The organism is Erysipelatoclostridium sp. An173, from assembly GCF_963931465.1.
Lineage (GTDB): Bacteria > Bacillota_I > Bacilli_A > Erysipelotrichales > Coprobacillaceae > Thomasclavelia > Thomasclavelia merdavium.
Map to the genome: position 1 here is coordinate 1,648,790 of NZ_OZ007017.1, position 24,406 is coordinate 1,673,195.

The window sequence follows — 24,406 nt, forward strand, 5'->3', positions numbered from 1 at the left end:
CTAGTTCTCCTTTAACAAAATACTGCCATCCATCTTATTAATTATTAATGCTCCATGAACCCCCGAAATCCAGCAAATAATAATATAAATAAAGATTAATAAAATAAATAAATCAAAAGAACCTAAAAAATAACGTGGCAAAACAAATAAATTATTAATTCCTATAATATTTTTATCTAAATCAAATAATGAAATTAAAAATAGCGTTCCAAAAGCTACAACACTACCTACAATACCAATTATCATTCCTATCAACATCGCTTCAAATCCAAATAAACTTACGATCCTTAACTTAGAAATACCATTAACCTGTAAAATACAAGTATCTTTTTTTCTTTCAATAAAAATCGTTTTTAAAATAATTGAAATTAAAATAATAGAAATAAAAAAACTTACACTTATAAAAATAATTACAACTATATACGCTAGATCAAATAACATTTGATAACTATCAACATATTCTTGATGATAACTTACCAGTAAAAAATCATCCTGATATTTATCAAGAACCTGTTTATATTTAGAACTAATTAAAATTAAAACATCTTTAGTTTCTAATTGTTGTCTTAAGTTTTCATCAATAATATTTCTATCAATATAAATATTATTACCCTCATTAACATAATCGTTAATAATCGCACTAATAGAAAAAGAATAACTGATTCCATTTAATTCATATTCAATTTCATCATTGACTTTTAAATCATATTTTTTTGCAGCCTTTTGATTAATGACTATTTGATTTTCTTTACTAGGATAATGGCCACTTTGATAATCAAAATTTTTAGTATTCTTTATTTGATAAATTTCAAAATTTTGATTTCCTTTAAATACCCCTTGATTAAAATCCAATTTAAAAGATACATCATCAATCAAACTATTTTCTTTAAATTTAGTAATATCATCTTCTTTAAACATAGTATTTAAATAATCATTTTGATAAACTTCTATTATCTCTTTTAATGGATCACTTTGAAAACGATTTTTTAAATATAACCAGCCACCATTACACGCTGAAAGAAGTAATACGAAAGCAATAATAATAAATATTTGTGAAACAAACATCATTATCAACTTATTTCGTTGATATTTTATCTGCTGTTTAATATAAAAAAACAGTCTTTTAGACTGTCGAGGTAAAAAATATGTACTGTATTTATGGTATTTACTAGTTTTAAAATCATAATAATTTATATTTTGATCTAAATCAATTATTTGCGACGTATACTTCTTTATCAATGAAATATTATGAGAAATCACAATAACCAAATGTTGTTTTGCATACTGTTTTAATAATTTCATTACTTCTTTGCTTTGGATACCATTTAAGGCACCAGTTGGCTCATCAGCTAGAAGAATTGGAGTTTGACATAAAAAAGCTCTTACCAGTCCAACACGCTGTTTTTGTCCTCCAGATAATTGATCTGGATAATTATTTAACAGATGTACAATTTCTAGCTGATTGCAATATGTCATAATTTTAAATTCAATATCATTATAGCTATAGCCCTTAATCAAAGCTGGTAAAATAATATTTTGCTTTATTGTCAAAGATGGTATTAAATTATAAAACTGATAAACATAACTAATATAATCCTTTTGATATTGAACAATATTTTCTCTTTCTAGTTCATGACCATCAATTAATATCTGACCACTATTAGCTTTCTCTATCCCAGCGATGATATTTAATAATGTTGATTTACCAGAACCGCTTTTACCGACAATCGCAATTAAACCTTTACTTGGAAATTTGATTGTAAGATTATTTAATACTGTCTGCTTATTTTTACCAAACTGATAAAATTTTGTTATTTTAATTAATTGTAATGCCATAATTCTTCTACTGTTTAATACAGTACCTCCTTTATTATAATTTGATTTCTAAACTTTTAGGCAATATGCTATAATACTGATGGTGATAAAATGAATCAATTTAAATACAGTAATGATAACAAACGTTATCATACCTTTAATTATTATTTAAAAAACAAATATCATTGTAAAGTTGCAAAAGTAGGATTAAATGCCGGATTTACCTGCCCTAATCGTGATGGCAGTAAAGGGGTTGGGGGTTGTATTTTTTGTAGCGACTCTGGTTCTGGTGATTTTGCCGGTAATGTCCACGATTCTTTACAAACCCAATTTAATCAAGTAAGTCAAATTTTATCTAATAAATGGCCTGGTTGTAAATACATCGCATACTTTCAAGCAAATACCAATACTTATGGTCCTGTTGAAAAAATCAAAAAATGCGTTGAACCATTTATTAATAAAAAAGATGTTGTTGCCATAAGCATTGCTACTAGACCGGATTGTTTAAATGATGATGTTCTAGAATACTTAAAAGATGTCAATTCACGCTGTGATTTATGGGTCGAATTAGGTTTACAAACAATCCATGATCGTACCGGACTAATCATTAATCGCTGTCATAGTTATCAAGATTTCCTGGATGGTCTTAATAAACTACGAGCCCTAAATATCAATGTCTGTGTTCATATCATCAATGGTTTACCATATGAAACACCTGAAATGATGCTAGAAACAGCTAAAACAGTTGGTCAGTTAGACATTCAAGCTATAAAAATTCATATGCTATATATTATTGAAAATACAAAATTACATCAATTATATTTAAAGAAACCTTTTAAAATTCTCGATCGTGAAGAATATATTAAATTAGTTGTTGAACAACTAGCTTATTTGCCAGAAAATATTGTTATTGAACGACTTACTGGTGATGGTAAAATTGATGATTTAATTGCTCCATTATGGTCGGTTAAAAAAGTAACTATTTTAAATGATATTGATAAAATGATGGTCGCAAAAGATTATTATCAAGGATGCAAATTATAAAAATAAAAAAGCCCGAAGGCTTTTTTTTAATTATCAGTTTCAATTAATCCATAATCACCATCATTACGGCGATATACAATGCTTATAGCATCTGTTTCAGAATCACGATAAACAAAGAATGAATGTCCTATTAATTCCATTTGCATAATTGCTTCTTCCATATCCATTGGTTTTGGTGTAATAGTTTTTACTTTTACTAAGACATCTTCTTCTGGTTCAACATCTTCAATTGAAGAAAGGTTGAATGCAAGTTTATTATCCTTTGATTTACGACTTAGACGTGTCTTATACTTTCTAATTTGTCCTTCTAATTTATCAATAGCTAAATCGATTGCATTATACAAATCATCATCTACAACTTCTGCTCTTAATAGAACATATTCAGTTGGAATAGTTATTTCAAGTTTTTGTCCATATGGATAAACTCGACATAACACTTTAGCCTCTACATTATCGCTAACGATGAAATATTTGTCTAGCTTTGATAATTTTTTTGAAATCTTTTGTTCAATTGCTTCAGTGATTTCAATGTTTTTTCCTCTTACTGAGATTTTCATAAGAACTCCTCCTTTGTATATAAATATTATACAATATTAAATGATAAAATAACACTTAAATTATAGATAAAATTTTCGTAAATTTTACACAAAATGAAAAAAACCCGAATTAATCGAGTTTTTTACATCTATACAATTTTAAATTTTTTTTATATCTAACGATATTTCTTTAAAACTTCCACTTTATCTAATTTTTCCCATGGTAAATCTAAATCACCACGTCCAAAATGTCCATATGCAGCAGTTTTTTGATAAATTGGTTGTCTTAAATTTAATGTTTTAATAATACCACCTGGTGTTAAATCAAAGTTTTCTCTAATTGCTTTAATAATAACATCAACATCAACATGTTCACTACCATAAGTTTCTACAAATACTGAAGTTGGTTCTTTAACACCAATTGCATAAGAAACTTGTATTTCAATACGATCACAAAGATCAGCTGCCACAATATTTTTAGCAATATATCTAAGCATATAAGCTGCTGAACGATCTACTTTTGAAGGATCCTTACCACTAAATGCTCCCCCACCATGACGAGCAGCACCACCATAAGTATCAACAATGATTTTACGACCAGTAAGTCCTGTATCACCATGAGGACCACCAATAACAAATCTTCCAGTTGGATTAATTAAAACACGATAATCTTTATTTAATCCATATTTTCCTACTACAACATCCATGATTTCTTCTTTAATGTATTTTTTAAAAGCTTCTTCATCAAAATCAGGATCATGTTGAATTGACATTAAAATTGTATCAATTTTAGGATCTTTATCAGTATAATCAACAGTTACTTGAGCCTTCATATCAGGACGAGCATATTTAAATTCACCACTATTTTTTTTCTCTGTTGCATAGCGTACTAAATGATGTGCCAATGAAATTGGAAGTGGCATATATCCTTTAGTTTCCTTGCAAGCATAACCAAACATAATTCCCTGGTCACCAGCACCACCAACTTCATCATTAGTACCTAATGCAATATCAGGTGATTGACTATCTAAAACAATTTGAACTTTACATGTTCGATAATCAATCCCTTTATCGCTATCATCATAACCAATATCTTTTAAAACATCACGAGCTACTTGTTCATAATCTACTTTAGCTAAAGTAGTAATTTCTCCACCGATTACAATTAAATCTGTTGTTGCAAATACTTCACAGGCAACACGTGAATTAGGATCTTCTTTTAAGCAGGCATCTAAAATAGCATCGCTAATTTGATCACATACTTTATCAGGATGTCCTTTTGATACTGATTCTGAAGTAAATAACAATTTTTCTTTCATTTCTTTCTCCTTTCGACAAATAAAAAAGCTTCCTAAAGAGAAAGCATACATATTTAGGAAGCCTTCTCTCATTGTTCAAGTTTAACCTTGCTAAGTCAGGCACCTTCTAATTTAATATAGGGTTGCCACTACATCATCGATCTTCATCTAGTAGTTCTTAATAAGAGTCTTTTTTATTTATTTGTTTAATTTCTTCTTTGCTTAATGATGTAATTACTTCAATAATATCATCATCAAGACCAATATCTAATAAAATACTTGCTATCATTTTCTGTTTACGAATATTATCCATATTATCACCTTAACTTAGTTTGCATTGATAAAACAATAATATTCCTAAAAACGACACATAAATAATAATACATCTTTTTTTAATATGCAAGTAATTTAATAGCTATTAATATTTTAACATAAAACAAACGATATTTTATCTCAAATTTGTCTCATTTTTATAACATTGGTTCAGTTGCAATATTTCTTACTTCTAAAACACCAGGTACTTCTTCCATTAAAATTTGTTCAACACCATCTTTTAATGTTTCATCTAATAAGCTGCATCCAGCACATGCACCAAGCATTTTAACATAAACAATCCCATCTTTAAAATCAATTAGTTCAATATCTCCACCATCACGATTTAAATATGGTCTTAATTTATTAACAACTTTTTCAATTTGTTCATATGTATTTTCCACTATTATCACCTCTTTTGTATAGTATATTGTACCACAAAAAATATTTTTTTAAATAAATATGATATCCAAATATAAAAACATCTACTTATAAAAAAATATCTTACAATCAAAAACTTTTATTTTAATAGTAAATAATATAATTATAATTCAAAAATTTCATTAAAAAGAAATAATTTTATTAATTTTATGTTATAATGTCTCCGTAGGGAGTGATTATTATATGGGTCAAAAGATAAAACGTGGCGATATCATCGATGTAAAAATCACTGGTATTCAGCCTTACGGTGCTTTTGCAAGTTTACCCGATAATTCTACAGGATTAATTCACATTTCTGAAATCTCAGATAAATTTGTAAAAAGTATTGATAGTTTTGTTAAAGTTGGTCAATCAATTAAAGTAAAAGTTATTGACTTCGATGAAAGCACTAATCATGCTCGTCTAAGCTTAAAAGCCATTGATAATCGTTATCGTAGACGAAATAAGCGTGTCTATTATAAAAACCCCAGACGATCAATCGTTGAAACACCTAATGGTTTCAAGCCATTAGCTGCAGCTATGCAAATATGGATCAAACAAGGAATCACGGAGGAAAATTAAAATGATTACATTAGATTTAAGCAAAGCTAAATTAAGCGAAGATTTAAGTTCATATCAAGAAAAAGTTAATGAAATTCATGATATGATTCATAACAAAACTGGTGCCGGGAATGATTTTCTTGGCTGGGTAGAATTACCAGAAAATTATGATAAGGCTGAAGTAGCATTAATTAAAGAAAAAGCAGCTGCTTTACAAGATAAAACAGATGTATTATTAGTTTGCGGTATTGGTGGATCTTATTTAGGAGCACGTGCAGCAATCGAAGCAATTAATGGATTATATCCAAAAAATAAAGTTGAAATTATTTATGTAGGAAATACTTTCTCATCAAATTATATTAAACAAGTTGCTGATTATATTGAAGACAAAGATTTTGCAATCAACGTAATTTCAAAATCAGGTACAACAACTGAAACTTCTATTGCTTTTAGAATTTTCAAAGAAATGTGTGAAAAGAAATATGGTAAAGATGGTGCTAGAGAAAGAATCGTTGCAACAACTGATAAAGCAAAAGGTGCTTTAAAAACACTAGCAACTGAAGAAGGATACACAACTTTTGTTATTCCTGATGATGTTGGAGGACGTTATTCAGTATTAACACCAGTTGGTTTATTCCCTATCGCTATGGCTGGAATCGATGTTGATGAAATGATGAAAGGTGCCAAAGATGCGATGGATAAATATAGTGTAAGCGACCTTGAAAAAAATGATGCTTATCGCTATGGTGTAGCTCGTCAAATTTTACACAAAGCTGGTTATCCTGCCGAAATGTTTGTAACTTATGAATTACAACTTTCTATGGTTGCTGAATGGTGGAAACAATTATATGGTGAATCTGAAGGTAAAGAAGGAAAAGGTATTTTACCTACTAGTGCTACTTTCTCAACTGATTTACACTCATTAGGACAATTCATCCAAGAAGGAAGCAAAGTATTATACGAAACTATTTTCCAAATTAAAGAACCAAACAGCGATATGGTAATCCCTAGTGATCCTGATAATTTAGATGGTTTAAATTACTTAGCTGGAAAAACTGTTGACTATGTAAACAAGAAAGCTTGTGAAGGTACTATTGATGCTCATGTTAACACTGGTAACGTACCTAACATCTTAATTACAATGGACAAAATGGATGCTTATGGATTTGGATATATGGTTTATTTCTTCGAAATGTCATGTGCAATGTCAGTTTATTTATTAGGAGTAAACCCATTCAACCAACCAGGTGTTGAAGTTTATAAAGCAAATATGTTCAAATTATTAGGTAAACCTGGATATTAGGATATTAATAGTAAAGTAAACATGAAGAAGGTGGGTCATCAAGGCTCACCTTTATTTTTGTAAAAATATACGATACACTTATTAAAATTACTATCACAAACAGAAAATATAAATACATTGTTTTTACAAACTTATAACATAAAATAAATATTTTTAAAAAATTTCAATTTTTTTATTGACTAAAGTTATAGATAATGGTAGTATATAGAGGCGCCAAGAAATGGAGGTTTAGCTCAGTTGGGAGAGCATCTGCCTTACAAGCAGAGGGTCAGCGGTTCGAGCCCGTTAACCTCCACCATTAAAAAAGAAGAAAAGCCGGCTTAGCTCAATTGGTAGAGCAACTGACTTGTAATCAGTAGGTTGAGGGTTCAAGTCCTTTAGCCGGCACCATGATGGAGGAGTAGCGAAGTGGCTAAACGCGGCTGACTGTAACTCAGTTCCTTTCGGTTCGGTGGTTCGAATCCGCCCTCCTCCACCATACTAAAATTGGGGTATAGCCAAGCGGTAAGGCAACAGACTTTGACTCTGTCATCTCCCTGGTTCGAATCCAGGTACCCCAGCCAAGATGACCCGCTAGCTCAGTCGGTAGAGCATCTGACTTTTAATCAGAGGGTCAGGCGTTCGAATCGCCTGCGGGTCACCATTTCAATGCGGGTGTAGTTCAATGGTAGAACTTCAGCCTTCCAAGCTGACTACGTGGGTTCGATTCCCATCACCCGCTCCATTAAAAAAGTAACTTACAAACATTGTGTTTGTAAGTTTTTTTTATTTTATATACCATTATCATTTAATTCAATAAAACAATGTCTATTACCATTTGATTCGATTACTTTTAATAAATCAGTAAAAGATAAATAAATCGTAGCTGTATTAATATTAGGATGAATACCAATTTTTATCATCTTTTCAATTTCTTTATCAATTATAACATCAACAATTTTATCATGGTCATTTAATATCCCCAACGGGCTAACAGCACCCTTTTTCAAACCTAAATACTTATTTAAATCTTCTTCACTTGCAAAAGTTAAGCGCCGTGATTTAAGAACTTTTCTTAATTTTTTTAAATCGAGCTGTTGATCATTTTTTAATAAAACAAGATAATAATGTTGTTTTTTATCATCAGTTAAAAATAAATTTTTTAGTACAAAACTAATATCAATTTCATTAATTTGATTAATTTCACCAATTGTATAAACCGGTTTATGTTTTATTAACTGGTAATCAATATTTAAATTATCTAATCTAGTTAAAACCTTTTCAATCACTTCCATAACAATACCTCTTTTAAATCATAACTAAATAGTAACATTATATCTTTTGATGTCAATGTTCTAACCAGGCTATTCGTGGTAATTTTACATAATTATTTAATAAATCAATAGCTATAATAAGTCGTTGTCTTTCATAATCAATATTTTGATACATTAATAACAGTTTCTTTTTAATCCGCAAATCATTACAATCCTCGTTTATCGCTAGAGCCATAAATTCACTAGGAAACAATAAACGAGCATATAAATATATTATTTCATTACTACTAAGATTTCCCCTTTTAATATAATTATCTAATTGTTCGATATCAATTATTCCCTTTTTATAACTGCTTGCAAGATCTTTTATTCGCGAAGCAAAAATAAGATTATTTGGATTACACAAATCCTCATAACAATCATTAAAATAAAAGTGTTCAACTCCTAAATGAAATACTTCTTCATTAATCATATTTAAAATATTTATCGCGGTTTCCCCTAATCCTTGATAATAATAAAACAAGATAATAAAATGTTCAAAATGACTAATTCTTGAAGCATAATTGCCTAGTTTACTTTTAGCTTGATCTAAAATTGTACACCAGCTCTCTTTTATTTTTATAATTTCAATCGTTTTATTAATCGATTGTAAAGATAGATTAATAAAACTATCAAGAAGATACTCTTCTATTTGATAAGTATACAACATGTAATCCATAGAAATTGGATGATTAAAACAATTCATTACTACCTGAAATCCATTCAACCCTAGAGCATTAACATAATAAGGATAATAATTAGTAAAATTATTAACTTGATTAAAATAATATAATTGTCCTTGATATTCAAAATAATCACTTTCTTTATCTAAAGAAATTTGATAAAAACGTTGCAAGATATCTAGTTTTGATACCAATTTGGCACCTCACCTTCTATTACTTCCATCACAAGTGGATAATCATATTTATGTGAAAATTCTTCATTATAAAAGGGAAATAACACCATCAATCTAATTTTAATAACTATCTTTAACGAAACCATAACATGATTAACACCATAGTTTTCTATATTTTCCTCAACTGTACTAGTAATAGCACTAATAGTTTTATATTTAAGATTTATCTTTGGTCCAACATTAGCCAAAAACGGATTATCAGTTAAAAGACCTAGTCTGATAGTTGCAATTACCCCACCATTATCGCTCATTTGCTGCAATTTATTTTGATAAAACGAATTATCTTCTTTTTGATAGGTGCCTGATTCAATTGAATAAAAAAGATCTTCTAACTGATTTACTAATTTTGCTCCAAGACTTGAAGCATAGTTAGTATTAAAATTAATAGCAACGATTTCATCACCATTACGGCTTATTGCAATTAAATCATCATGTTCTAATTCTACTGGAAATGGTGTATTATTGATGATCATCTGACAAAAACGATTAACTTCTTTACTGGCAATTGTTTTTAACGCTGGCGTAATACTAATACAAACTAATTGAACTATAATTGCCAAGACTATTATTATAATCAATGATATATATCGTTTTTTCATTTAATCACCAGTATATTATACTATGATCAACTAAAAATTATGTCTAGAAGCTATCATCTTATAAAACTGGATAATAATACTAGGTAAAGTCGCAAAAATAAAAATCATTGCTAATTGTCTCAACGTTAATTCACTAATAGAAAAAAATGAATGAAAATTAGGTGAGATAAGAATCCAGATTAAAAGAAGTCCTCCCATTAAAAATGCCAGTAAACTATAATAATTTAACGGTAATTTAATTAGTGGTAAATCACTACGACAATTAAAACCATGTAACAATCGCGCTAAACATAGAGTGCCAAAAGCCATTGACGAAGCAGTTAATTCATTATTTCGAAGTCCCATAAAATAACTCAACATCGTAAAAATACTAATGATTAAACCTTCAAAGCCAACTTGTAAAATTGTTTCTTTATTTAATAACGATTTATTGATATTCCGTGGTTTTTGTTTTAGAATTTCCTCATTTCCTTTTTCCATCCCAATTGCAATTGCTGGCAATGAATCAGTTATTAAATTAATAAATAGTAGATGAACCGGTAAAAAAGGTGTCGGTAAGATTAAAAATGAAGTTACTAATACACAAATAATTGCTGATAAATTACCCGATAATAGATAAATAATTGCATTTTTTATATTAGTATAAACAATTCGTCCCGTCATTATTGCTTTAACGATAGTAGCAAAATTATCATCAGTTAAAACCATACTTGCTCCATCTTTAGCAACTTCACTTCCTGTAATCCCCATTGCTACCCCTACATCGCTTTGTTTTAAAGCCGGAGCGTCATTTACCCCATCACCGGTCATAGCAACAACCTTCCCACTTTTTTGCCACGCTTTAACAATTCTAATCTTATGTTCAGGAGCAACACGGGCATAAATAGAAATTTGTGGTAAATAAGCATATAGCTGATTATCAGTCATTTTATCTAATTGTTTACCATCGAGACATTTATCGCCAGGTTTATATATTCCAATTTGCATAGCAATACTACAAGCTGTCGTTGCATGATCCCCAGTAATCATAATCGGTTTTATTCCAGCATTAATACAATCTTGAACTGCTTGAAAACTTTCAGGCCGTGGTGGATCTATTAACGCCACTAAGCCGATAAAAACTAAATCGTATTCATCTTGAATCGTCAAAGTATTACGATAAAATTTTTTGTAAGCAAAACCTAAGACTCTTTTACCCTCACTAGCTAAAAAATCATTTTGCTCTAAAATTTTCTTTTTATCTTGATTAGTTAAAATCTCTTTATAGCCATCATTTAAAATAGTTTTGCAACGATTTAATAAAACATCAGGTGCTCCTTTAGTATATAAATGATTATTTGAAGCAACACTCATTAATTTTCGTGATGAATCAAAAGGAAGTTCTAAACGACGCTTTGTTTTTAGATCATAATCATGGTTAAAACAATAGTTATGATACGCTTCTAACAAAGCAATTTCTGTAGGATCACCAATATTTTTACCATTTGAAATTGATGCATTATTACAGATTGCAAAAGACTTCAATAAAATATTATGATTATATTCGCGATGATTCAACTCACTAATTTTAATTCTGCGATCACGAGTATATATATCAGTAGCTTCCATTTTATTCTGTGTTAATGTACCTGTTTTATCTGAACAAATAACCGATATACACCCTAAACTTTCTACCGCATTTAAATTCTTTATAATCGCATTTTCTTGAGCCATTTTTTGCGTAGAGATGGATAATACAATTGTTACAATTGATCCTAAGGCCTCAGGAATAGCTGCCACAGCTAAAGCAACAGCCACCATTAAGGCATCTAATAATTGTTCTTTAGCAAATAAAACATCCATCACCAAAACAAAAATACAAATAACTATGATCCCAATTGATAATCTTAATGAAAATTCATCTAAAGACTTTTGTAAAGGCGTTTTTCTTTGCTTAGTTTCATTAAGCATAGTTGCTATTTTACCAATCTGGGTATTCATTCCTATTTTAGTTACAACATAGCTGCCACTTCCATTTGTAACTAAGCTACCCGAAAAGACCATATTATTCATATCAGCAATCGAACATTCATGGTGTAAAGGTAACGTTTGTTTTTCGACACTTTCTGATTCTCCGGTTAACGCACTTTCATTTATCATTAAGTTATTAGCTTCTATTAAACGACCGTCACCTGAAATTACATCGCCTGCTACAATAACAACAATATCACCTATTGTTAACTCATTTGCTAGTATTTCCATTTTCTTTCCTGAACGGATTACTTTAACTTTAGGAATTGATAATTCTTTTAAGCTATTAAGTGATTTTTGTGCTTTTACGCTTTGAATAGTCCCTAATATTGCATTTATAGTAATTACTACAATAATTACTAACGTACTTTCAATTTCGCCAGTAAACGCTGATATCAAAGCCGCAACAATTAAAATAATTACTAAAAGATCTTTAAACTGATCAATAAATATTGAAAACACACTCGGTTGTTTACTTGCAACAATTTCATTTTTACCATGTTTCTGCATTCTAATTAACGCTTCTTTTGAATTAAGACCCTGATCATTTACTGATAATTCATGTTGTACTTGACTAAAAGTTTTTTGATAAGCTTCCATTATATCCTCCTCACTATATCCTTAAATTAAAATATATAAAAAAGAGAATAAAAAAAATGTTAAAATTTAATGCTATCACTAAATTTTAACATTTATAAAACTTATCTTTTTTTAATAAAAGAACGAATCATCCTTATGAATACATCACCAGAAATGAAATAAGCAAAAATAACAGCAAACACAATATTAACAATCCATAATTTCAAATCAATAGATAAAGCTAAAAGCATTGAAATCACAAAAACAATAATTGTTAAAGTAGTCAATCGTTTATTAATTCGAAGCCGACAAAAACGGCGATTTAAATCAATAAAACGATACCCCGCTAAAAATAAGTTAGCAATCAAAGTAGAAATTACAGCAGCTTGAACTCCAATAATATTAATAAAAACAACATTAATAATAATATTGATTGCTGCTGAAATTGTAGTAGTAACTGCCATATTTTTAGCACTCTTTACAGCCACATAAATACTACCAAAAAACTGTGAAAAGCAATAGAAATACATCGCTAAAATCAAAGTTGGTGTATATAAATAAGCACTCGCTAAAGATTCATTACGATTTAAGATCATGAAAAGAAATGGCGAAACAGCTAGTAACAATATTGATCCCGCTGAAACAATACAAAACAACATTTTAAACATTCGATTATAGTATTGAGCACTATCAGGATCGTTAACACTTCTTGTTGCTGAATCTGTCCATGCTAAGTTAAAAGCTGGATATAAAATAGTAACGATTGAAGGAATCTTATTTGCTAATGCATAGATACCATTGGCACTAGCTCCTAAAAAGATATTAATGATCCAACGATCTGATAATTGATTAATATACCAAGATACCTGATTAGGAATAAATGGTAAGGCATAGCTTAACATTTTAGATGCAAATCCAAAATCTATATATTTAAAACGAATATATTTGAAAACATTACAAACACATAATACATATAAAAAGCCAACAACATCAGCAGCAACTAAAGCAATTAATACCCCGATATATCCTGTTTTTAACCACAATAAACAGATTGATACAACAATAAAGTTTACAAAAACTACTAATGCTGCTAAAAAAGAATATTCTTTATATTTTGAAAATGCTCTTAAAACAAATCTAGAAGTAGTTGCAATAATTTCAATCCAAATATAACCGATTATAAAAAGTTTCAATGGACCTTCAAACATATTAATTGGAACAAACAAGCATATTATTGCTGCTAAAATCATCATTATAAAGATAATTAAATAGCCATTAGTAATCGTTTTTCGTTGTTCTTCTTCATTTTTAGCATCAACCAAAAATCGAAATAGTGCTTGTTCTAATTGTAATGTACATAGTGGTACAATAAAATTTAAGATTGTTGATGTAACTAAATCAATTTGCCCATATTGAGCACCAGTAGTACTACTCGTAATTATAGGCGTCGTTAATAAATTAATAATTCGTGGTAAAAAAGTTCCCACAGCCATTATTAGTGTATTTTTGATCAAACTCTTTTCTCTCGACATATTTTCACCCTACTTTTATATTTACCATTGTTAAAAAACAACTACATACCATATTATAACAAAATCGTTTCTATTTTTCATCAATAATTGTACTAATTGGTAAATCAAAGGGTTCTACCGGTAACAATGGTACTTTTTGAAAACTAAAAGCCAAACCTATTATCTTGCCTTTATAGTCTGATAAATAACGATCATAATAGCCGCCTCCATAGCCTAAACGATTATTAAAACAATCGTAAGCAACAATGGGTACGATCATTAAATCAATTTGATCTTTACTTATAAAATGATGATTATCAGGTTCTAAGATTTTCATATAATTAGGCTTTAATTCATCAAAAGATTTAATTTGATAAAAATTCATCTCTTTATCTTCAATTTTAGGAACACAAATATTTTTATTACTTAGCATCTCTTTAATTAAAGAAATTGTATTGACTTCATTACGAAATGAAACATAAATACCAATAGTTTTAGCTTTGATAAAATCAGGATGTTGTTTTAACTTACTAATAATAAAATTAGATTTAGTAGTGTAATTTACACTATCTAAATCTAATCTTGCTTTTATCATTTGTTTTCTTAAACTAGATTTATCCAATTCCCTTATCTCCAAAATCCAATTTAATTAAACGATTCAATTCAACAGCATATTCCATTGGTAATTCACGAGAGAATGGTTCAATGAAGCCCATAATAATCATATCCATCGCTTCTTCTTTTGTTAATCCACGACTCATCAAATAAAATAACTGTTCTTCAGAAATCTTAGAAACCGTTGCCTCATGTTCAATAATTGAATCATTGTTACGCATCCAGTTTACCGGTACTGTATCACTAGTTGACATCTCATCTAATATCAAAGTATCACATTCTACTTTACTTTTAGAATTATAAGCATTTTTACCATGTTGTACCATTCCACGATAATTAACCTTTCCACCTTGACGAGATACCGATTTAGAAACAATACTACTTGATGTATTTGGTGCTAAATGAATCATCTTAGATCCTGAATCCATGATTTGATCATTTGCAGCTACTGCAATAGTAATACATGAGCCCTTAGCTCCTTCTTCCATTAAAACACAAGTAGGATATTTCATCGTTACAGCGCTACCAATATTTCCATCTACCCACTCCATTGAACCATTTTTATAAACTTTAGCTCTTTGGGTAACAAGGTTTAAAATATTGTTAGACCAGTTTTGAATCGTTGTATAACGACATTTTGCCCCTTCACCAACAATGATTTCAACTACACCTGCATGTAGTGAATCTTTTGAATAATTTGGTGCTGTACATCCTTCAACATAATGAATATCGGCACCTTTATCAACGATTATTAAAGTTCTTTCAAATTGAGCCATTCTTTCAGCATTAATTCTAAAATATGACTGTAATGGTTTATCTAATTTAACTCCTGGTGGTACATAAATAAATGAACCTCCAGACCAAACGGCACCATTTAATGCCGAAAACTTATTGTCATTGTAAGGAATAACTGTATCAAAATATTTTCTAAACAATTCTGGATATTCTCTAAGACCACTATCAATATCCAAGAAAATAACACCTTTTTCAGTTACTTCTTTTAACATGTTATGATAAACAACTTCAGATTCATATTGAGTACTAACTCCAGAAAGATATTTTTGCTCTGCTTCAGGAATCCCAAGTTTTTGGAAAGTTTCTTTAATTGTATCTGGTACATCTTCCCAATCATTGGCCTGTTTATCACTTGGACGAATATAATATGTATATTCATCAAAGTTTACACGACTCAAATCAACACCCCAGGTTGGCATTGGTTTTTCCATAAAACAACGATATGATTTTAAACGATATTCTAACATCCATTCAGGTTCATTTTTTATTTTAGAAATTTCTCTAATAATATCTTCATTTAAACCCTTTGGTGTTTTAAAAACAGAAACATCGCCATCATTAAAACCATAAGCATAATCTTGATCAGGAATTTCTTTTTTTATATCATCCATATAATTCCTCCTACTTTTGATCAAGGATTTGTTTTATTCCTGTCCATCCTAAAGTTGCACATTTAATTCGATTAGCTTGTCGATGTGTATTCATAAAAGCAATCGCTTCTTCAAGAATTTCAGGATCATAATCCTTTTCATAAATCATGTTATAATAATTTTCAATAATTACATTTGCTTCTTCTATTGTTTTACCAATTAAAAGCTCACTCATGATTGATGTACTTGCTGTACAGATTGCACAAGCTTCCCCATCAAAACGGATATCTTTAATCACTCCATCTTCAACCAATGCTTGAACATCGATATTATCGATACAAGTTTCAGAATCCATGTTAACACTATCATATTTTTTATCATCTACTAAACCGTGATTACGAGGGTTTTCATAATGATCCATAATAATTTCTCGCATCATCATACTATCCAAAGAAGGCATCTAAAAAGTCATCTCCTTTCTTACACACTTCAATAAATTGATCAATTTCATCAAAAGTATTGTAAAAATAAAATGATACTCTTAATGTTTGCGACACATTTAAAAATTCGTCTAATATTTTAGCACAATGTTGTCCCGCTCTTACTGCAATACCATATGTATTAAATAAAGAAGCAGCATCCTGGCTGAAAACTCCTTTAATATTAAAGGCAATTGCTCCTTGACCATTAGGATTATATATTTCTAAATTATCAAGCTCTTGCATTTTTTTAATAGCATAAGCTCGTAATTTCAACTCTTGTTCATGAATATTGTCCATCCCAATTTCCATCAAATATTCAATTGCTGCTCCAAGTCCGATTACCCCTTCAATATTAGGAGTGCCAGCTTCAAATTTAGTCGGTGCATTTTTTAATTTAACAGATCCACAACTATTATATCTTGAATTGCTGCCCCCACCTAAACGAGTAGGACTAGTTTCTTGTAATAAATCATATTTACCATATAAAATTCCTACACCAGTTGGTCCGCACATTTTATGACCTGAAAATGCTAAAAAATCAACATCTAGATCTTTTACATCAACACTTTGATGAGGTACACTTTGAGCCCCATCAACGCATACGATTATCCCGCGATCATGAGCTAGTTTGCAAATTTCTTTAATAGGACCATCATATCCTAAAACATTTGTAACTTGAGCAATAGAAATAATCTTTGTTTTATCTGTAATTGCTTTTTTTACATTTTCAATTGTCAAACGGCCTTCGCTATCTAAATCAATATAATTAATAACACTGCCGGTTTGTTGGCAAACCTCAAACCATGGTAAAGTATTTGAGGCATGCTCAGCTACAGTTAATAAAACTTCGTCGTCTTTTTGTAAATGTAACGCTCCATATCCAAAAGCTACTAAATTCAAACTATCAGTTGAACCATAAGTATAAACAACTTCCTTACGATCACAGTTAATTAATTTTGCAACTAAATCACGGGTATGTTCAAAACGGGTATCGACATCATGAGATAAATCATAATCACCACGATGAGCATTACCTGAATAATTAGTTAAATAATCGCAAACAGCATCAATTACACACTGTGGTTTTAAAGTTGTTGCTCCGTTATCAAAATATATAAGTGGTTTTCCATGCATTGTTGTTCCATTGAGCATCGGAAAATCTTGTCTTATTTTTTCAACATCAAGCATTAAAGACCCACCTTCTCCATTAAAGTTTGACTAAATATATCTTTCAATTCATCATTATCGATAAATTCTAATACTGGGATAAAATATCCATAAGTAACCAAATGCATAGCTTCTTGTCTACTTAAACCTCTAGATTGTAAGTAGTATAAATGGTTTTCATCAATTTTACCAACACTAGCACCATGACTAGCTTTAACATCATATTCATCAATATATAAATATGGATTAGCTTTAGCATTACATTTTTCATCAAAAACAATAATCTTATTTGTTTGATGGCTATTTGATTGATGGTTACCTTTATGAATCGTTCCAATTCCATCAATAACTAAACTAGCTGCATCTTTAACAACACCATAGTTATCCATGATTCCTGTTGTATAACAAGCATCATGACTAATTGCAATAGTTACATGCTTTTGTTCATCTTTTTTTGCTAAAGAAGCAAGTCTAACAGTTGCTTTTGCTTCAGGTTCATTTAATGAATAGTTGATATCTAAATCAACATTACTATTAGATAATTCTACGTATGCACATCTAATATCAGCATTTTTAGCTACTGCTACATCTTCAGATATTTTTGTTTTGATGTTATCAATACTTTGATTATCTACATATCTTAATAATTTACTGTTTTCATAAATACTAATTTTTTTATTTAAAACAGCATCTGTTTTAATATCATATATTTCAATCAGTTCTAATTCACCATTAATATTTAAATCAAACTGATATTCACCTTCTTGATCAATCAGATAAACAATTTGTAATGAAACTGCTTGTTTAACAGTTACATTATTTTTTTCAAAAATAATATCATCATTACAAACTTGACTTTCTATTGTGCCATTATGAAATACTAAATAATTGTTAATAGTTTTTAACTGATTCATTATTTAGATTTAATTCTTTCTTTATTGGCACAGTTTTCAAGTAAAATTGGTTTCTTTTCTTCTTCACCAGCTATTTCTACTCCCAATTTTTTTACCCATTCATATCCTTCTTGATCAATCTTTTCAATAACTTCTTTTCCACCACTTAAAATAATTTTTCCATTTACAATTACATGAACATGTGTAGGTGGAACTAGTTCAAATAAACGTTCATAGTGAGATACCATGATACATCCAAAGTCATCACTTTGCATATCATTAATTGCTTTAGCAACAATTTTTAAAGCATCTACATCTAATCCAGAATCAATTTCATCTAACAACGCAAACTTAGGTTGCAATAATTTCATCTGTAAAATTTCATTACGTTTTTTTTCGCCGCCAGAAAAACCTTCATTCAAATAACGATGTGCTAGATTTTCATCCATATGTAATTCATCAATGTTTTTTTCCAACATTCTAATAAATTTAAACAATGATACTGGTTTTTCTTGATGAGCATTAACAGCTGCTCTTAAAAAATCTGAAGTTTTAACTCCAGGAATTTCTTGAGGATATTGCATCCCTAAAAATAATCCTGCCTTACTGCGTTCATCTACGCTCATTTCTAATACGTTTTTATCGTCTATGTATATACTTCCTTGAGTAACTGTATATCTAGGATGTCCCATAATAGTTGATAACAGTGTTGATTTACCATTACCATTAGGCCCCATAATCGCATGAGTTTCACCAGTGTTAACAACTAAATCGATACCTTTTAATATTTCTTTTTCACCAATACTTACATGCAAATTTTCTATTTTTAAAGTTGACATACTTAAGCCCCTTTCTATCTTCAATAATTCTACTAGATAACTTTACAAAAAACAAATAAAATGATAAATAATAATAATAAAAAATTATTTCTTTTCTAAAATAGAAATCCAATTCAATTTATATTATAGCCAAAATGTGGTATATTTATATTAATGGGGGTGTAAAAATGGAATTTCTTAAAGAATTATTTAAAATAATTTCTTCAAAAAAAATCACCCATACTTTATTAAATTTGATGATAGTTTTAGTAATCGTACTTTTATTTATGAATACTAGTGAGTTGTGGTATGGTATTTTATCTGTAATATGGCTTGTATCAAAACCATTTATTATCGGCTTTGCCTTTGCATATGTTTTAAATCCTGTTATCAATTATGTTGAAAAATATGTTGTAAAAAGAGGAATAGCTGTATTCATGGTTTATTTAGCTTCTTTTGCTATATTAAGTTTATTAATTTCACTAGCAATACCATTAATTTCTGAAAGTATCTCGGAAATGTTTCCAGCATTCTATTCAGGATTGAGTGAAATCGGTGATTTTGTAAAAGAGAATTTCAATTATGATATTTCTTCTTTAACAAAATATATTGAAGGAATTATCAATCAATTTTTTGATGATTCAGTTGTTGTAGATACAACAATCGATGTATTAAATCAGGTTTTAATAAATGTTACAAACTTTTTAATCTATACTATCCTAGCTGTTTATATGTCTGGTAATTTTTCAAATATCCGAAGTTATATAAAAAATATTGCTACAAAAATTGATAATCGTTTACCAATTTATTTAAGAGAAATTGATCTTTCATTAATTCAATATGTTAAAGCTTTCTTTATAGGTGCAATAGCCCAGGCACTTACAACAATGGTAATGTATTTAATCATTGGTCATCCTAACTGGCTGATTCTAGGGTGTATTTCTGGTGCTAGTTCAATTATTCCTTACGTTGGACCAATTGCGGCTAACTGTCTTGGATTAATTACTTCATTAGGTATGGGAACTTCTACAATAGTAATTTTATGTATTTTGATTTTTATTCAATCAATTGTTACCTCGTATGTAATTACTCCTCGAATTTATTCTTCAAAAATAGATTTGAGCATTATGTGGGTACTATTTGGTATCTTATCTGGTTCATCATTATTTGGTATTTGGGGTATGGTAATAGCAATGCCTTTATTAGTGACTATCAAGGTTGCAATTCAGGTTTACAAAGATCGTTATCACAAAAAATATTTAATTTAAATGATACTGCTTTAGGTATCATTTTTTATTTATATTATTTTGTTTGAAATTCAAAGTAATTTGTATTATAGTAATTGCGGGTGATAAAATGGGTAAGGTAAACACAGAAATTGCAAAAGGAATTAAACAAATTTTTCCGCCATATTTTAAAGAAGAATTATTTAACTGTATTACTCATGGCATAATGTCATTTATTACATTGCTTTTAATTCCAGCTTGTGCAGTATACAGTTACATTAAAGGTGGCATTGTTCAAGCGATAGGCGTTAGTGTTTTCATGATTTGTATTTTTTTAATGTTTCTTGTTTCTACTTTATATCATGCAATGGAACACGATAGTCCTCATAAACAAGTATTTAGAATTCTTGATCATATTTTTATTTATTTTGCTATTGCTGGTAGTTATACTCCAGCGGCTTTATGTTTAATTAAAGGTTATCAAGGAATTATTATTCTTGTTATTCAATGGACAATGGTACTTATTGGAATATTATATAAATCTCTTTCAATAAAAAGTCTACCTAAACTTTCATTAACGATTTATTTAGTAATGGGTTGGACAGCTGTATTATTTTTACCATCTTTAATAAAAAATTCTTCGACGATGTTTATGGTATTAATTGTTGCTGGAGGAATTCTATATTCAATTGGTGCATTTTTTTATGCTAATAAAAAAATTCCATATAACCATGTTATCTGGCATATTTTTATTTCTCTTGCATCGATTTTACACTTTATTGCAATTGTATTTTATATCTAGACAAAACTAAAACTAATCCTTAGTTAATAATTTAACTATTGGGATTTAGTTAAAAAGTTTTGTCTTTTTTATTCATTTTACTAATAACATTTAACCTATTATTTAAACATCTGATTCTTTTCATCAACAAAAAAACAGGGTGCTTAAAGCACCCATAAACGAATCATTATCAAGAATTAATTCGTTTTAACACATATTACAAATAATAACTAGTAAAATAAATAATACTAAAATCAATGTAAAAGAATTATCTTGACATGCCATTATAATCGCCCCCTTATTAAATACAGTAGATTCCAACAATAACTAAAATAATAAACAATACAAAGACATTTACATTCGAGCACTTACAGTTATTCATCAAATTCCCTCCTACCACCTACATATTATAAATTATGTTAAAATAACAATTGCCAATGTGTTTTTGCCTAATTTATTGAAATTACAAGCAATAAATAGTATAATTGTAACGTTCGATAACAAAAGGAGGAAACATATGAAATTAGGAAAATGTGCTGCAGCACTTGTGGTTACTAGTTTCTTATTAACTGGCTGTCAAAATGGATCTAAGACAGTTAAAGAAGATGATAAATTCGTAATTTCTTCATTAAGTAAAGATGATAAAGAAAAAAATATTTTTGCTGATGATGTTTTTGATGATATCATTTCTACAGCTAGTGGGAAAAGTGCATATTTTGATGCTGCTTTACAACAGCTGATCGATCAAAAATTTCCAGTTGATGAAGATATGGAGACTGATGCTGATAACACAATCACTCAAATTCAAGAATACTACGAAAGCTCTTATGGTGATGATGCTGAAGAATACCTTGAATCAGCATTATCAAGTAGCGGTTTTGAATCATTAGATGAATATCGCAAATATATGGTAGAAGCATATCAAAGAAGTAATTTTCTACTTGCTTATGTAGAAGATAACTTTGATAAAGTTTTTGATGATTATTTCACTCAAGCGACACCTCGTGAAGTTAGTATAATTGAAGTGGCAATGTCTGATGTTGAAAACCCAACAGAAGAAGAATCTGCAAAACTATCTGAGGTAACTGCGTTATTATCATCTAGTAAAAGTTTTGCTGATATTGCTACTGATTATTCTGATGATACTAATACAAATAAAAATAAAGGTCGCTTAGGTATTGTTGATACAACATCATATCTATCTGAAACTTATGGTGAGGATGTAGAAAGTACAATTTTTTCTTTAGGTCAAGACCAAGTTAGTGATCCTATCAAAGGTGAAAGTGGATATTACATTGTTAAAGTAACTAATACTGATAAAGATAGTATCAAAAAACAAACTAAAAAAGATTTATCAATTGATACACCTTTAATTGCTTACGATAGTTATATGGTTTATGATGCTTATCAATCATATGATCTTAAATATGATGATAAAGAAACTGAGAAAATAATTAATGAAGTTATTTCAAATGCGTTAGAAGAACGTGAAACTAGCAGAGGAGGTAGCGAATAATGAAAAAAGGAATTTCGTTTGCATTAATTGCTACTTTATTAGTAGGATGTGGTTCTTCTAATACTGTAAATTATTCTACAGAAGTTACTGATGGTGATAAAACTATTATTTCTGGTGATGATGTTGAGATTACAAAAAATGATATTTACTATTATATTTTAGAACAATATGGTAGTTCAGAAATTTTAACATTAGCACTTACTTATATCGCAGATCAAGAAATTACTGATGAACAACAAATTCAAGCAGGTATTGATGAACAAGTCGCTTCTTATACTGAAAGTTTAACAATGTCATTTGAAGATTATGCTAAACAAAGTGGTTATGAATCTAGTCAAGAATATATTGATGATGTAATTACTGATGGTGTTAAACAAAATTTATTGCTTAAAAAATATATTGATGAAAATTACGATGATTTACTTGATGAATATAAAGTAAAATATATAAAAACAATTACTTTAGATACTGAATCAGCTGCTTTAAGCATTATTGATCAAGTGAAAAATGGTAGTGACTTTGATACTTTAATGAGTGCTAATAGTGGCAGCGATAATGGTATGGTAACTACTGATTCAAGTAGCATTGATAAAAATATTATTGATAAATTAGATAAGTTTAAAAAAGATGGCATTTATAATAAAGTAATTAAAACTTCAGACTCTAAATATGCTGTTGTATATGTATATAATACTGATAAAACTAATTTAGAATCTGAAATCAAAGAAAATCTTACTTCATTAAGTGATATTTCAACAAAAATGGAAACTCATTATTTACGGAAGTATAACTTCGATGTATATGAAGAAGCTCTAAAAGATGAAATTGAAGAAACAAATGAAGATTATTTTGGATAAGGGGTTTCCCCTTATCTTTTTTGTATGTTAAAATATAAATAGGAGGAATTTGAAATGGATAATTGTATTTTTTGTAAAATTGCTAATAAAGAAATACCAGGTAAAATAATTTATGAAGATGATATTTGTGTTGCTTTTTTAGATTTAAGTCAGACAACTAATGGTCATACATTAGTAATTCCTAAAAAGCACTTCAAAAACTTTTTAGAAGTTGATAATGATACACTAGCTCATATGATTAAAGTGACAAAAGATATTGCTAATAAGATTGTTACTAAATTAAATGCTAATGGGGTAAATATTTTAACTAATGCTAATGAAGTAGCTGGTCAAACTGTGATGCATTTTCATCTTCATATTATTCCGCGTTATGATAATAATGATCAAATTGAAATTAATTTTAGCGATAGAAGTAATGAAGTTAATTTAGATAGCTTATTTAATCAAATAATGGAATAAAATTTAAGGAG

General features: G+C 29.1%; 24 protein-coding genes, 6 tRNA genes and 1 riboswitch. Of the genes, 14 read left to right on the plus strand and 16 right to left on the minus strand.

Going from position 1 to position 24,406, the window contains the following annotated elements; all coding sequences use genetic code 11:
• Entirely contained in the window at positions 1–1,836 is a 1,836-nt protein-coding gene (locus tag ABGT36_RS08285; RefSeq protein ID WP_346677627.1) for an ATP-binding cassette domain-containing protein, read from the minus strand.
• A 90-nt stretch (positions 1,837–1,926) separates the two neighbouring features.
• Here ABGT36_RS08285 and ABGT36_RS08290 point away from each other — a divergent pair, with 90 nt between their 5' ends.
• Complete coding sequence (locus ABGT36_RS08290; RefSeq protein WP_087374605.1) at positions 1,927–2,859, plus strand: TIGR01212 family radical SAM protein; 933 nt, start codon at positions 1,927–1,929, stop codon at positions 2,857–2,859.
• Between the two features lie 26 nt (positions 2,860–2,885).
• Here ABGT36_RS08290 and raiA read toward each other — a convergent pair whose 3' ends face one another.
• The 4 genes from raiA to ABGT36_RS08310 all read right to left on the minus strand — a co-directional run bounded on the left by raiA (position 2,886) and on the right by ABGT36_RS08310 (position 5,409).
• The gene (gene raiA, locus ABGT36_RS08295; protein ID WP_087302948.1) at positions 2,886–3,416 is read right to left on the minus strand and encodes a ribosome hibernation-promoting factor, HPF/YfiA family; all 531 of its coding nucleotides are present in this window, start codon (positions 3,414–3,416) and stop codon (positions 2,886–2,888) included.
• 155 nt (positions 3,417–3,571) lie between these two features.
• Positions 3,572–4,714, minus strand: a complete 1,143-nt coding sequence (metK, locus tag ABGT36_RS08300) for a methionine adenosyltransferase (protein ID WP_087302946.1) — start codon at positions 4,712–4,714, stop codon at positions 3,572–3,574.
• A gap of 65 nt (positions 4,715–4,779) precedes the next feature.
• A riboswitch (SAM riboswitch) is annotated at positions 4,780–4,881 on the minus strand.
• Positions 4,872–5,006, minus strand: coding sequence for a hypothetical protein (locus ABGT36_RS08305; RefSeq protein ID WP_255375940.1), 135 nt, complete (start codon positions 5,004–5,006; stop codon positions 4,872–4,874). It overlaps the preceding riboswitch by 10 nt.
• A gap of 157 nt (positions 5,007–5,163) precedes the next feature.
• Positions 5,164–5,409 (minus strand): NifU family protein, encoded by a 246-nt coding sequence (locus tag ABGT36_RS08310; RefSeq protein ID WP_346677628.1) that lies wholly within the window; start codon positions 5,407–5,409, stop codon positions 5,164–5,166.
• 220 nt (positions 5,410–5,629) lie between these two features.
• Between ABGT36_RS08310 and ABGT36_RS08315 the strand changes: the two genes are divergently transcribed.
• The 8 genes from ABGT36_RS08315 to ABGT36_RS08350 all read left to right on the plus strand — a co-directional run bounded on the left by ABGT36_RS08315 (position 5,630) and on the right by ABGT36_RS08350 (position 8,013).
• Positions 5,630–6,007 (plus strand): CvfD/Ygs/GSP13 family RNA-binding post-transcriptional regulator, encoded by a 378-nt coding sequence (locus tag ABGT36_RS08315; RefSeq protein WP_087302942.1) that lies wholly within the window; start codon positions 5,630–5,632, stop codon positions 6,005–6,007.
• Position 6,008: 1 nt separating this feature from the next.
• A complete protein-coding gene (locus ABGT36_RS08320; RefSeq protein ID WP_087302940.1) occupies positions 6,009–7,289 on the plus strand; it encodes a glucose-6-phosphate isomerase in 1,281 nt (426 codons plus the stop codon).
• A 222-nt stretch (positions 7,290–7,511) separates the two neighbouring features.
• Positions 7,512–7,587: transfer RNA gene (locus ABGT36_RS08325), tRNA-Val, on the plus strand.
• A gap of 16 nt (positions 7,588–7,603) precedes the next feature.
• Positions 7,604–7,679 (plus strand) — tRNA-Thr (locus ABGT36_RS08330).
• A 4-nt stretch (positions 7,680–7,683) separates the two neighbouring features.
• A tRNA-Tyr gene (locus tag ABGT36_RS08335) sits at positions 7,684–7,767 on the plus strand.
• A gap of 9 nt (positions 7,768–7,776) precedes the next feature.
• A tRNA-Gln gene (locus ABGT36_RS08340) sits at positions 7,777–7,852 on the plus strand.
• Positions 7,853–7,856: 4 nt separating this feature from the next.
• Positions 7,857–7,932, plus strand: a tRNA-Lys gene (locus ABGT36_RS08345).
• A gap of 7 nt (positions 7,933–7,939) precedes the next feature.
• Positions 7,940–8,013, plus strand: a tRNA-Gly gene (locus ABGT36_RS08350).
• Between the two features lie 46 nt (positions 8,014–8,059).
• On the opposite strand, the gene ABGT36_RS08355 is transcribed toward ABGT36_RS08350, so the two are convergent.
• From ABGT36_RS08355 to sufC, 11 genes are all read right to left on the minus strand, one after another.
• Positions 8,060–8,563 (minus strand): prolyl-tRNA synthetase associated domain-containing protein, encoded by a 504-nt coding sequence (locus tag ABGT36_RS08355; protein WP_346677629.1) that lies wholly within the window; start codon positions 8,561–8,563, stop codon positions 8,060–8,062.
• A 52-nt stretch (positions 8,564–8,615) separates the two neighbouring features.
• A complete protein-coding gene (locus ABGT36_RS08360; RefSeq protein WP_346677630.1) occupies positions 8,616–9,458 on the minus strand; it encodes a hypothetical protein in 843 nt (280 codons plus the stop codon).
• Complete coding sequence (locus ABGT36_RS08365) at positions 9,443–10,096, minus strand: sporulation protein YunB (protein WP_346677631.1); 654 nt, start codon at positions 10,094–10,096, stop codon at positions 9,443–9,445. The genes ABGT36_RS08360 and ABGT36_RS08365 overlap by 16 nt, the downstream gene beginning before the upstream one ends.
• A gap of 30 nt (positions 10,097–10,126) precedes the next feature.
• Positions 10,127–12,706, minus strand: a complete 2,580-nt coding sequence (locus ABGT36_RS08370) for a cation-translocating P-type ATPase (protein ID WP_087302302.1) — start codon at positions 12,704–12,706, stop codon at positions 10,127–10,129.
• 101 nt (positions 12,707–12,807) lie between these two features.
• The gene (locus ABGT36_RS08375; protein WP_346677632.1) at positions 12,808–14,217 is read right to left on the minus strand and encodes an oligosaccharide flippase family protein; all 1,410 of its coding nucleotides are present in this window, start codon (positions 14,215–14,217) and stop codon (positions 12,808–12,810) included.
• Between the two features lie 70 nt (positions 14,218–14,287).
• Complete coding sequence (locus tag ABGT36_RS08380) at positions 14,288–14,818, minus strand: 5-formyltetrahydrofolate cyclo-ligase (RefSeq protein ID WP_087302298.1); 531 nt, start codon at positions 14,816–14,818, stop codon at positions 14,288–14,290.
• A complete protein-coding gene (gene sufB / locus ABGT36_RS08385) occupies positions 14,811–16,217 on the minus strand; it encodes a Fe-S cluster assembly protein SufB (protein ID WP_296881795.1) in 1,407 nt (468 codons plus the stop codon). The genes ABGT36_RS08380 and sufB overlap by 8 nt, the downstream gene beginning before the upstream one ends.
• Before the next feature lie 10 nt (positions 16,218–16,227).
• On the minus strand, positions 16,228–16,656 hold the full coding sequence (gene sufU / locus ABGT36_RS08390; RefSeq protein ID WP_087302294.1) for a Fe-S cluster assembly sulfur transfer protein SufU: 429 nt from the start codon (positions 16,654–16,656) through the stop codon (positions 16,228–16,230).
• A complete protein-coding gene (locus ABGT36_RS08395; RefSeq protein WP_346677633.1) occupies positions 16,640–17,866 on the minus strand; it encodes a SufS family cysteine desulfurase in 1,227 nt (408 codons plus the stop codon). Before ABGT36_RS08395 ends, sufU begins: the two co-directional genes overlap by 17 nt.
• Positions 17,866–18,759 carry a SufD family Fe-S cluster assembly protein gene (locus tag ABGT36_RS08400; protein ID WP_087302290.1) on the minus strand — a complete coding sequence of 298 codons (894 nt, stop codon included), beginning with the start codon at positions 18,757–18,759 and terminating at the stop codon, positions 17,866–17,868. Before ABGT36_RS08400 ends, ABGT36_RS08395 begins: the two co-directional genes overlap by 1 nt.
• Positions 18,759–19,577, minus strand: coding sequence for a Fe-S cluster assembly ATPase SufC (sufC, locus tag ABGT36_RS08405; RefSeq protein WP_087302288.1), 819 nt, complete (start codon positions 19,575–19,577; stop codon positions 18,759–18,761). The genes ABGT36_RS08400 and sufC overlap by 1 nt, the downstream gene beginning before the upstream one ends.
• 167 nt (positions 19,578–19,744) lie before the next feature.
• Here sufC and ABGT36_RS08410 point away from each other — a divergent pair, with 167 nt between their 5' ends.
• The 5 genes from ABGT36_RS08410 (at position 19,745) to ABGT36_RS08430 (ending at position 24,395) form a co-directional block, all read left to right on the plus strand.
• Positions 19,745–20,824: an AI-2E family transporter gene (locus ABGT36_RS08410; protein WP_087302286.1), complete on the plus strand. Its 1,080-nt coding sequence runs from the start codon at positions 19,745–19,747 to the stop codon at positions 20,822–20,824.
• Positions 20,825–20,912: 88 nt separating this feature from the next.
• Entirely contained in the window at positions 20,913–21,584 is a 672-nt protein-coding gene (locus ABGT36_RS08415; protein ID WP_346677634.1) for a hemolysin III family protein, read from the plus strand.
• 496 nt (positions 21,585–22,080) lie between these two features.
• Positions 22,081–23,079, plus strand: a complete 999-nt coding sequence (locus tag ABGT36_RS08420) for a peptidylprolyl isomerase (RefSeq protein WP_300082779.1) — start codon at positions 22,081–22,083, stop codon at positions 23,077–23,079.
• The gene (locus tag ABGT36_RS08425; protein ID WP_087302278.1) at positions 23,079–23,936 is read left to right on the plus strand and encodes a hypothetical protein; all 858 of its coding nucleotides are present in this window, start codon (positions 23,079–23,081) and stop codon (positions 23,934–23,936) included. Before ABGT36_RS08420 ends, ABGT36_RS08425 begins: the two co-directional genes overlap by 1 nt.
• A gap of 54 nt (positions 23,937–23,990) precedes the next feature.
• On the plus strand, positions 23,991–24,395 hold the full coding sequence (locus ABGT36_RS08430) for an HIT family protein (RefSeq protein WP_300628354.1): 405 nt from the start codon (positions 23,991–23,993) through the stop codon (positions 24,393–24,395).
• The last annotated feature ends 11 nt before the right edge of the window (positions 24,396–24,406 follow it).

Coding starts and splice junctions, on each gene's coding strand:
- ABGT36_RS08365 (WP_346677631.1), bottom strand. CDS start 10,096: ATGAAAAAACGATATATATCATTGATTATAATAATAGTCTTGGCAATT.
- ABGT36_RS08415 (WP_346677634.1), top strand. CDS start 20,913: ATGGGTAAGGTAAACACAGAAATTGCAAAAGGAATTAAACAAATTTTT.
- ABGT36_RS08400 (WP_087302290.1), bottom strand. CDS start 18,759: ATGAATCAGTTAAAAACTATTAACAATTATTTAGTATTTCATAATGGC.
- sufB (WP_296881795.1), bottom strand. CDS start 16,217: ATGGATGATATAAAAAAAGAAATTCCTGATCAAGATTATGCTTATGGT.
- ABGT36_RS08285 (WP_346677627.1), bottom strand. CDS start 1,836: ATGGCATTACAATTAATTAAAATAACAAAATTTTATCAGTTTGGTAAA.
- ABGT36_RS08430 (WP_300628354.1), top strand. CDS start 23,991: ATGGATAATTGTATTTTTTGTAAAATTGCTAATAAAGAAATACCAGGT.
- ABGT36_RS08305 (WP_255375940.1), bottom strand. CDS start 5,006: ATGGATAATATTCGTAAACAGAAAATGATAGCAAGTATTTTATTAGAT.
- sufC (WP_087302288.1), bottom strand. CDS start 19,577: ATGTCAACTTTAAAAATAGAAAATTTGCATGTAAGTATTGGTGAAAAA.
- ABGT36_RS08395 (WP_346677633.1), bottom strand. CDS start 17,866: ATGCTTGATGTTGAAAAAATAAGACAAGATTTTCCGATGCTCAATGGA.
- raiA (WP_087302948.1), bottom strand. CDS start 3,416: ATGAAAATCTCAGTAAGAGGAAAAAACATTGAAATCACTGAAGCAATT.
- ABGT36_RS08370 (WP_087302302.1), bottom strand. CDS start 12,706: ATGGAAGCTTATCAAAAAACTTTTAGTCAAGTACAACATGAATTATCA.
- ABGT36_RS08320 (WP_087302940.1), top strand. CDS start 6,009: ATGATTACATTAGATTTAAGCAAAGCTAAATTAAGCGAAGATTTAAGT.
- ABGT36_RS08315 (WP_087302942.1), top strand. CDS start 5,630: ATGGGTCAAAAGATAAAACGTGGCGATATCATCGATGTAAAAATCACT.
- metK (WP_087302946.1), bottom strand. CDS start 4,714: ATGAAAGAAAAATTGTTATTTACTTCAGAATCAGTATCAAAAGGACAT.
- ABGT36_RS08410 (WP_087302286.1), top strand. CDS start 19,745: ATGGAATTTCTTAAAGAATTATTTAAAATAATTTCTTCAAAAAAAATC.
- ABGT36_RS08425 (WP_087302278.1), top strand. CDS start 23,079: ATGAAAAAAGGAATTTCGTTTGCATTAATTGCTACTTTATTAGTAGGA.
- ABGT36_RS08375 (WP_346677632.1), bottom strand. CDS start 14,217: ATGTCGAGAGAAAAGAGTTTGATCAAAAATACACTAATAATGGCTGTG.
- ABGT36_RS08355 (WP_346677629.1), bottom strand. CDS start 8,563: ATGGAAGTGATTGAAAAGGTTTTAACTAGATTAGATAATTTAAATATT.
- sufU (WP_087302294.1), bottom strand. CDS start 16,656: ATGCCTTCTTTGGATAGTATGATGATGCGAGAAATTATTATGGATCAT.
- ABGT36_RS08420 (WP_300082779.1), top strand. CDS start 22,081: ATGAAATTAGGAAAATGTGCTGCAGCACTTGTGGTTACTAGTTTCTTA.
- ABGT36_RS08290 (WP_087374605.1), top strand. CDS start 1,927: ATGAATCAATTTAAATACAGTAATGATAACAAACGTTATCATACCTTT.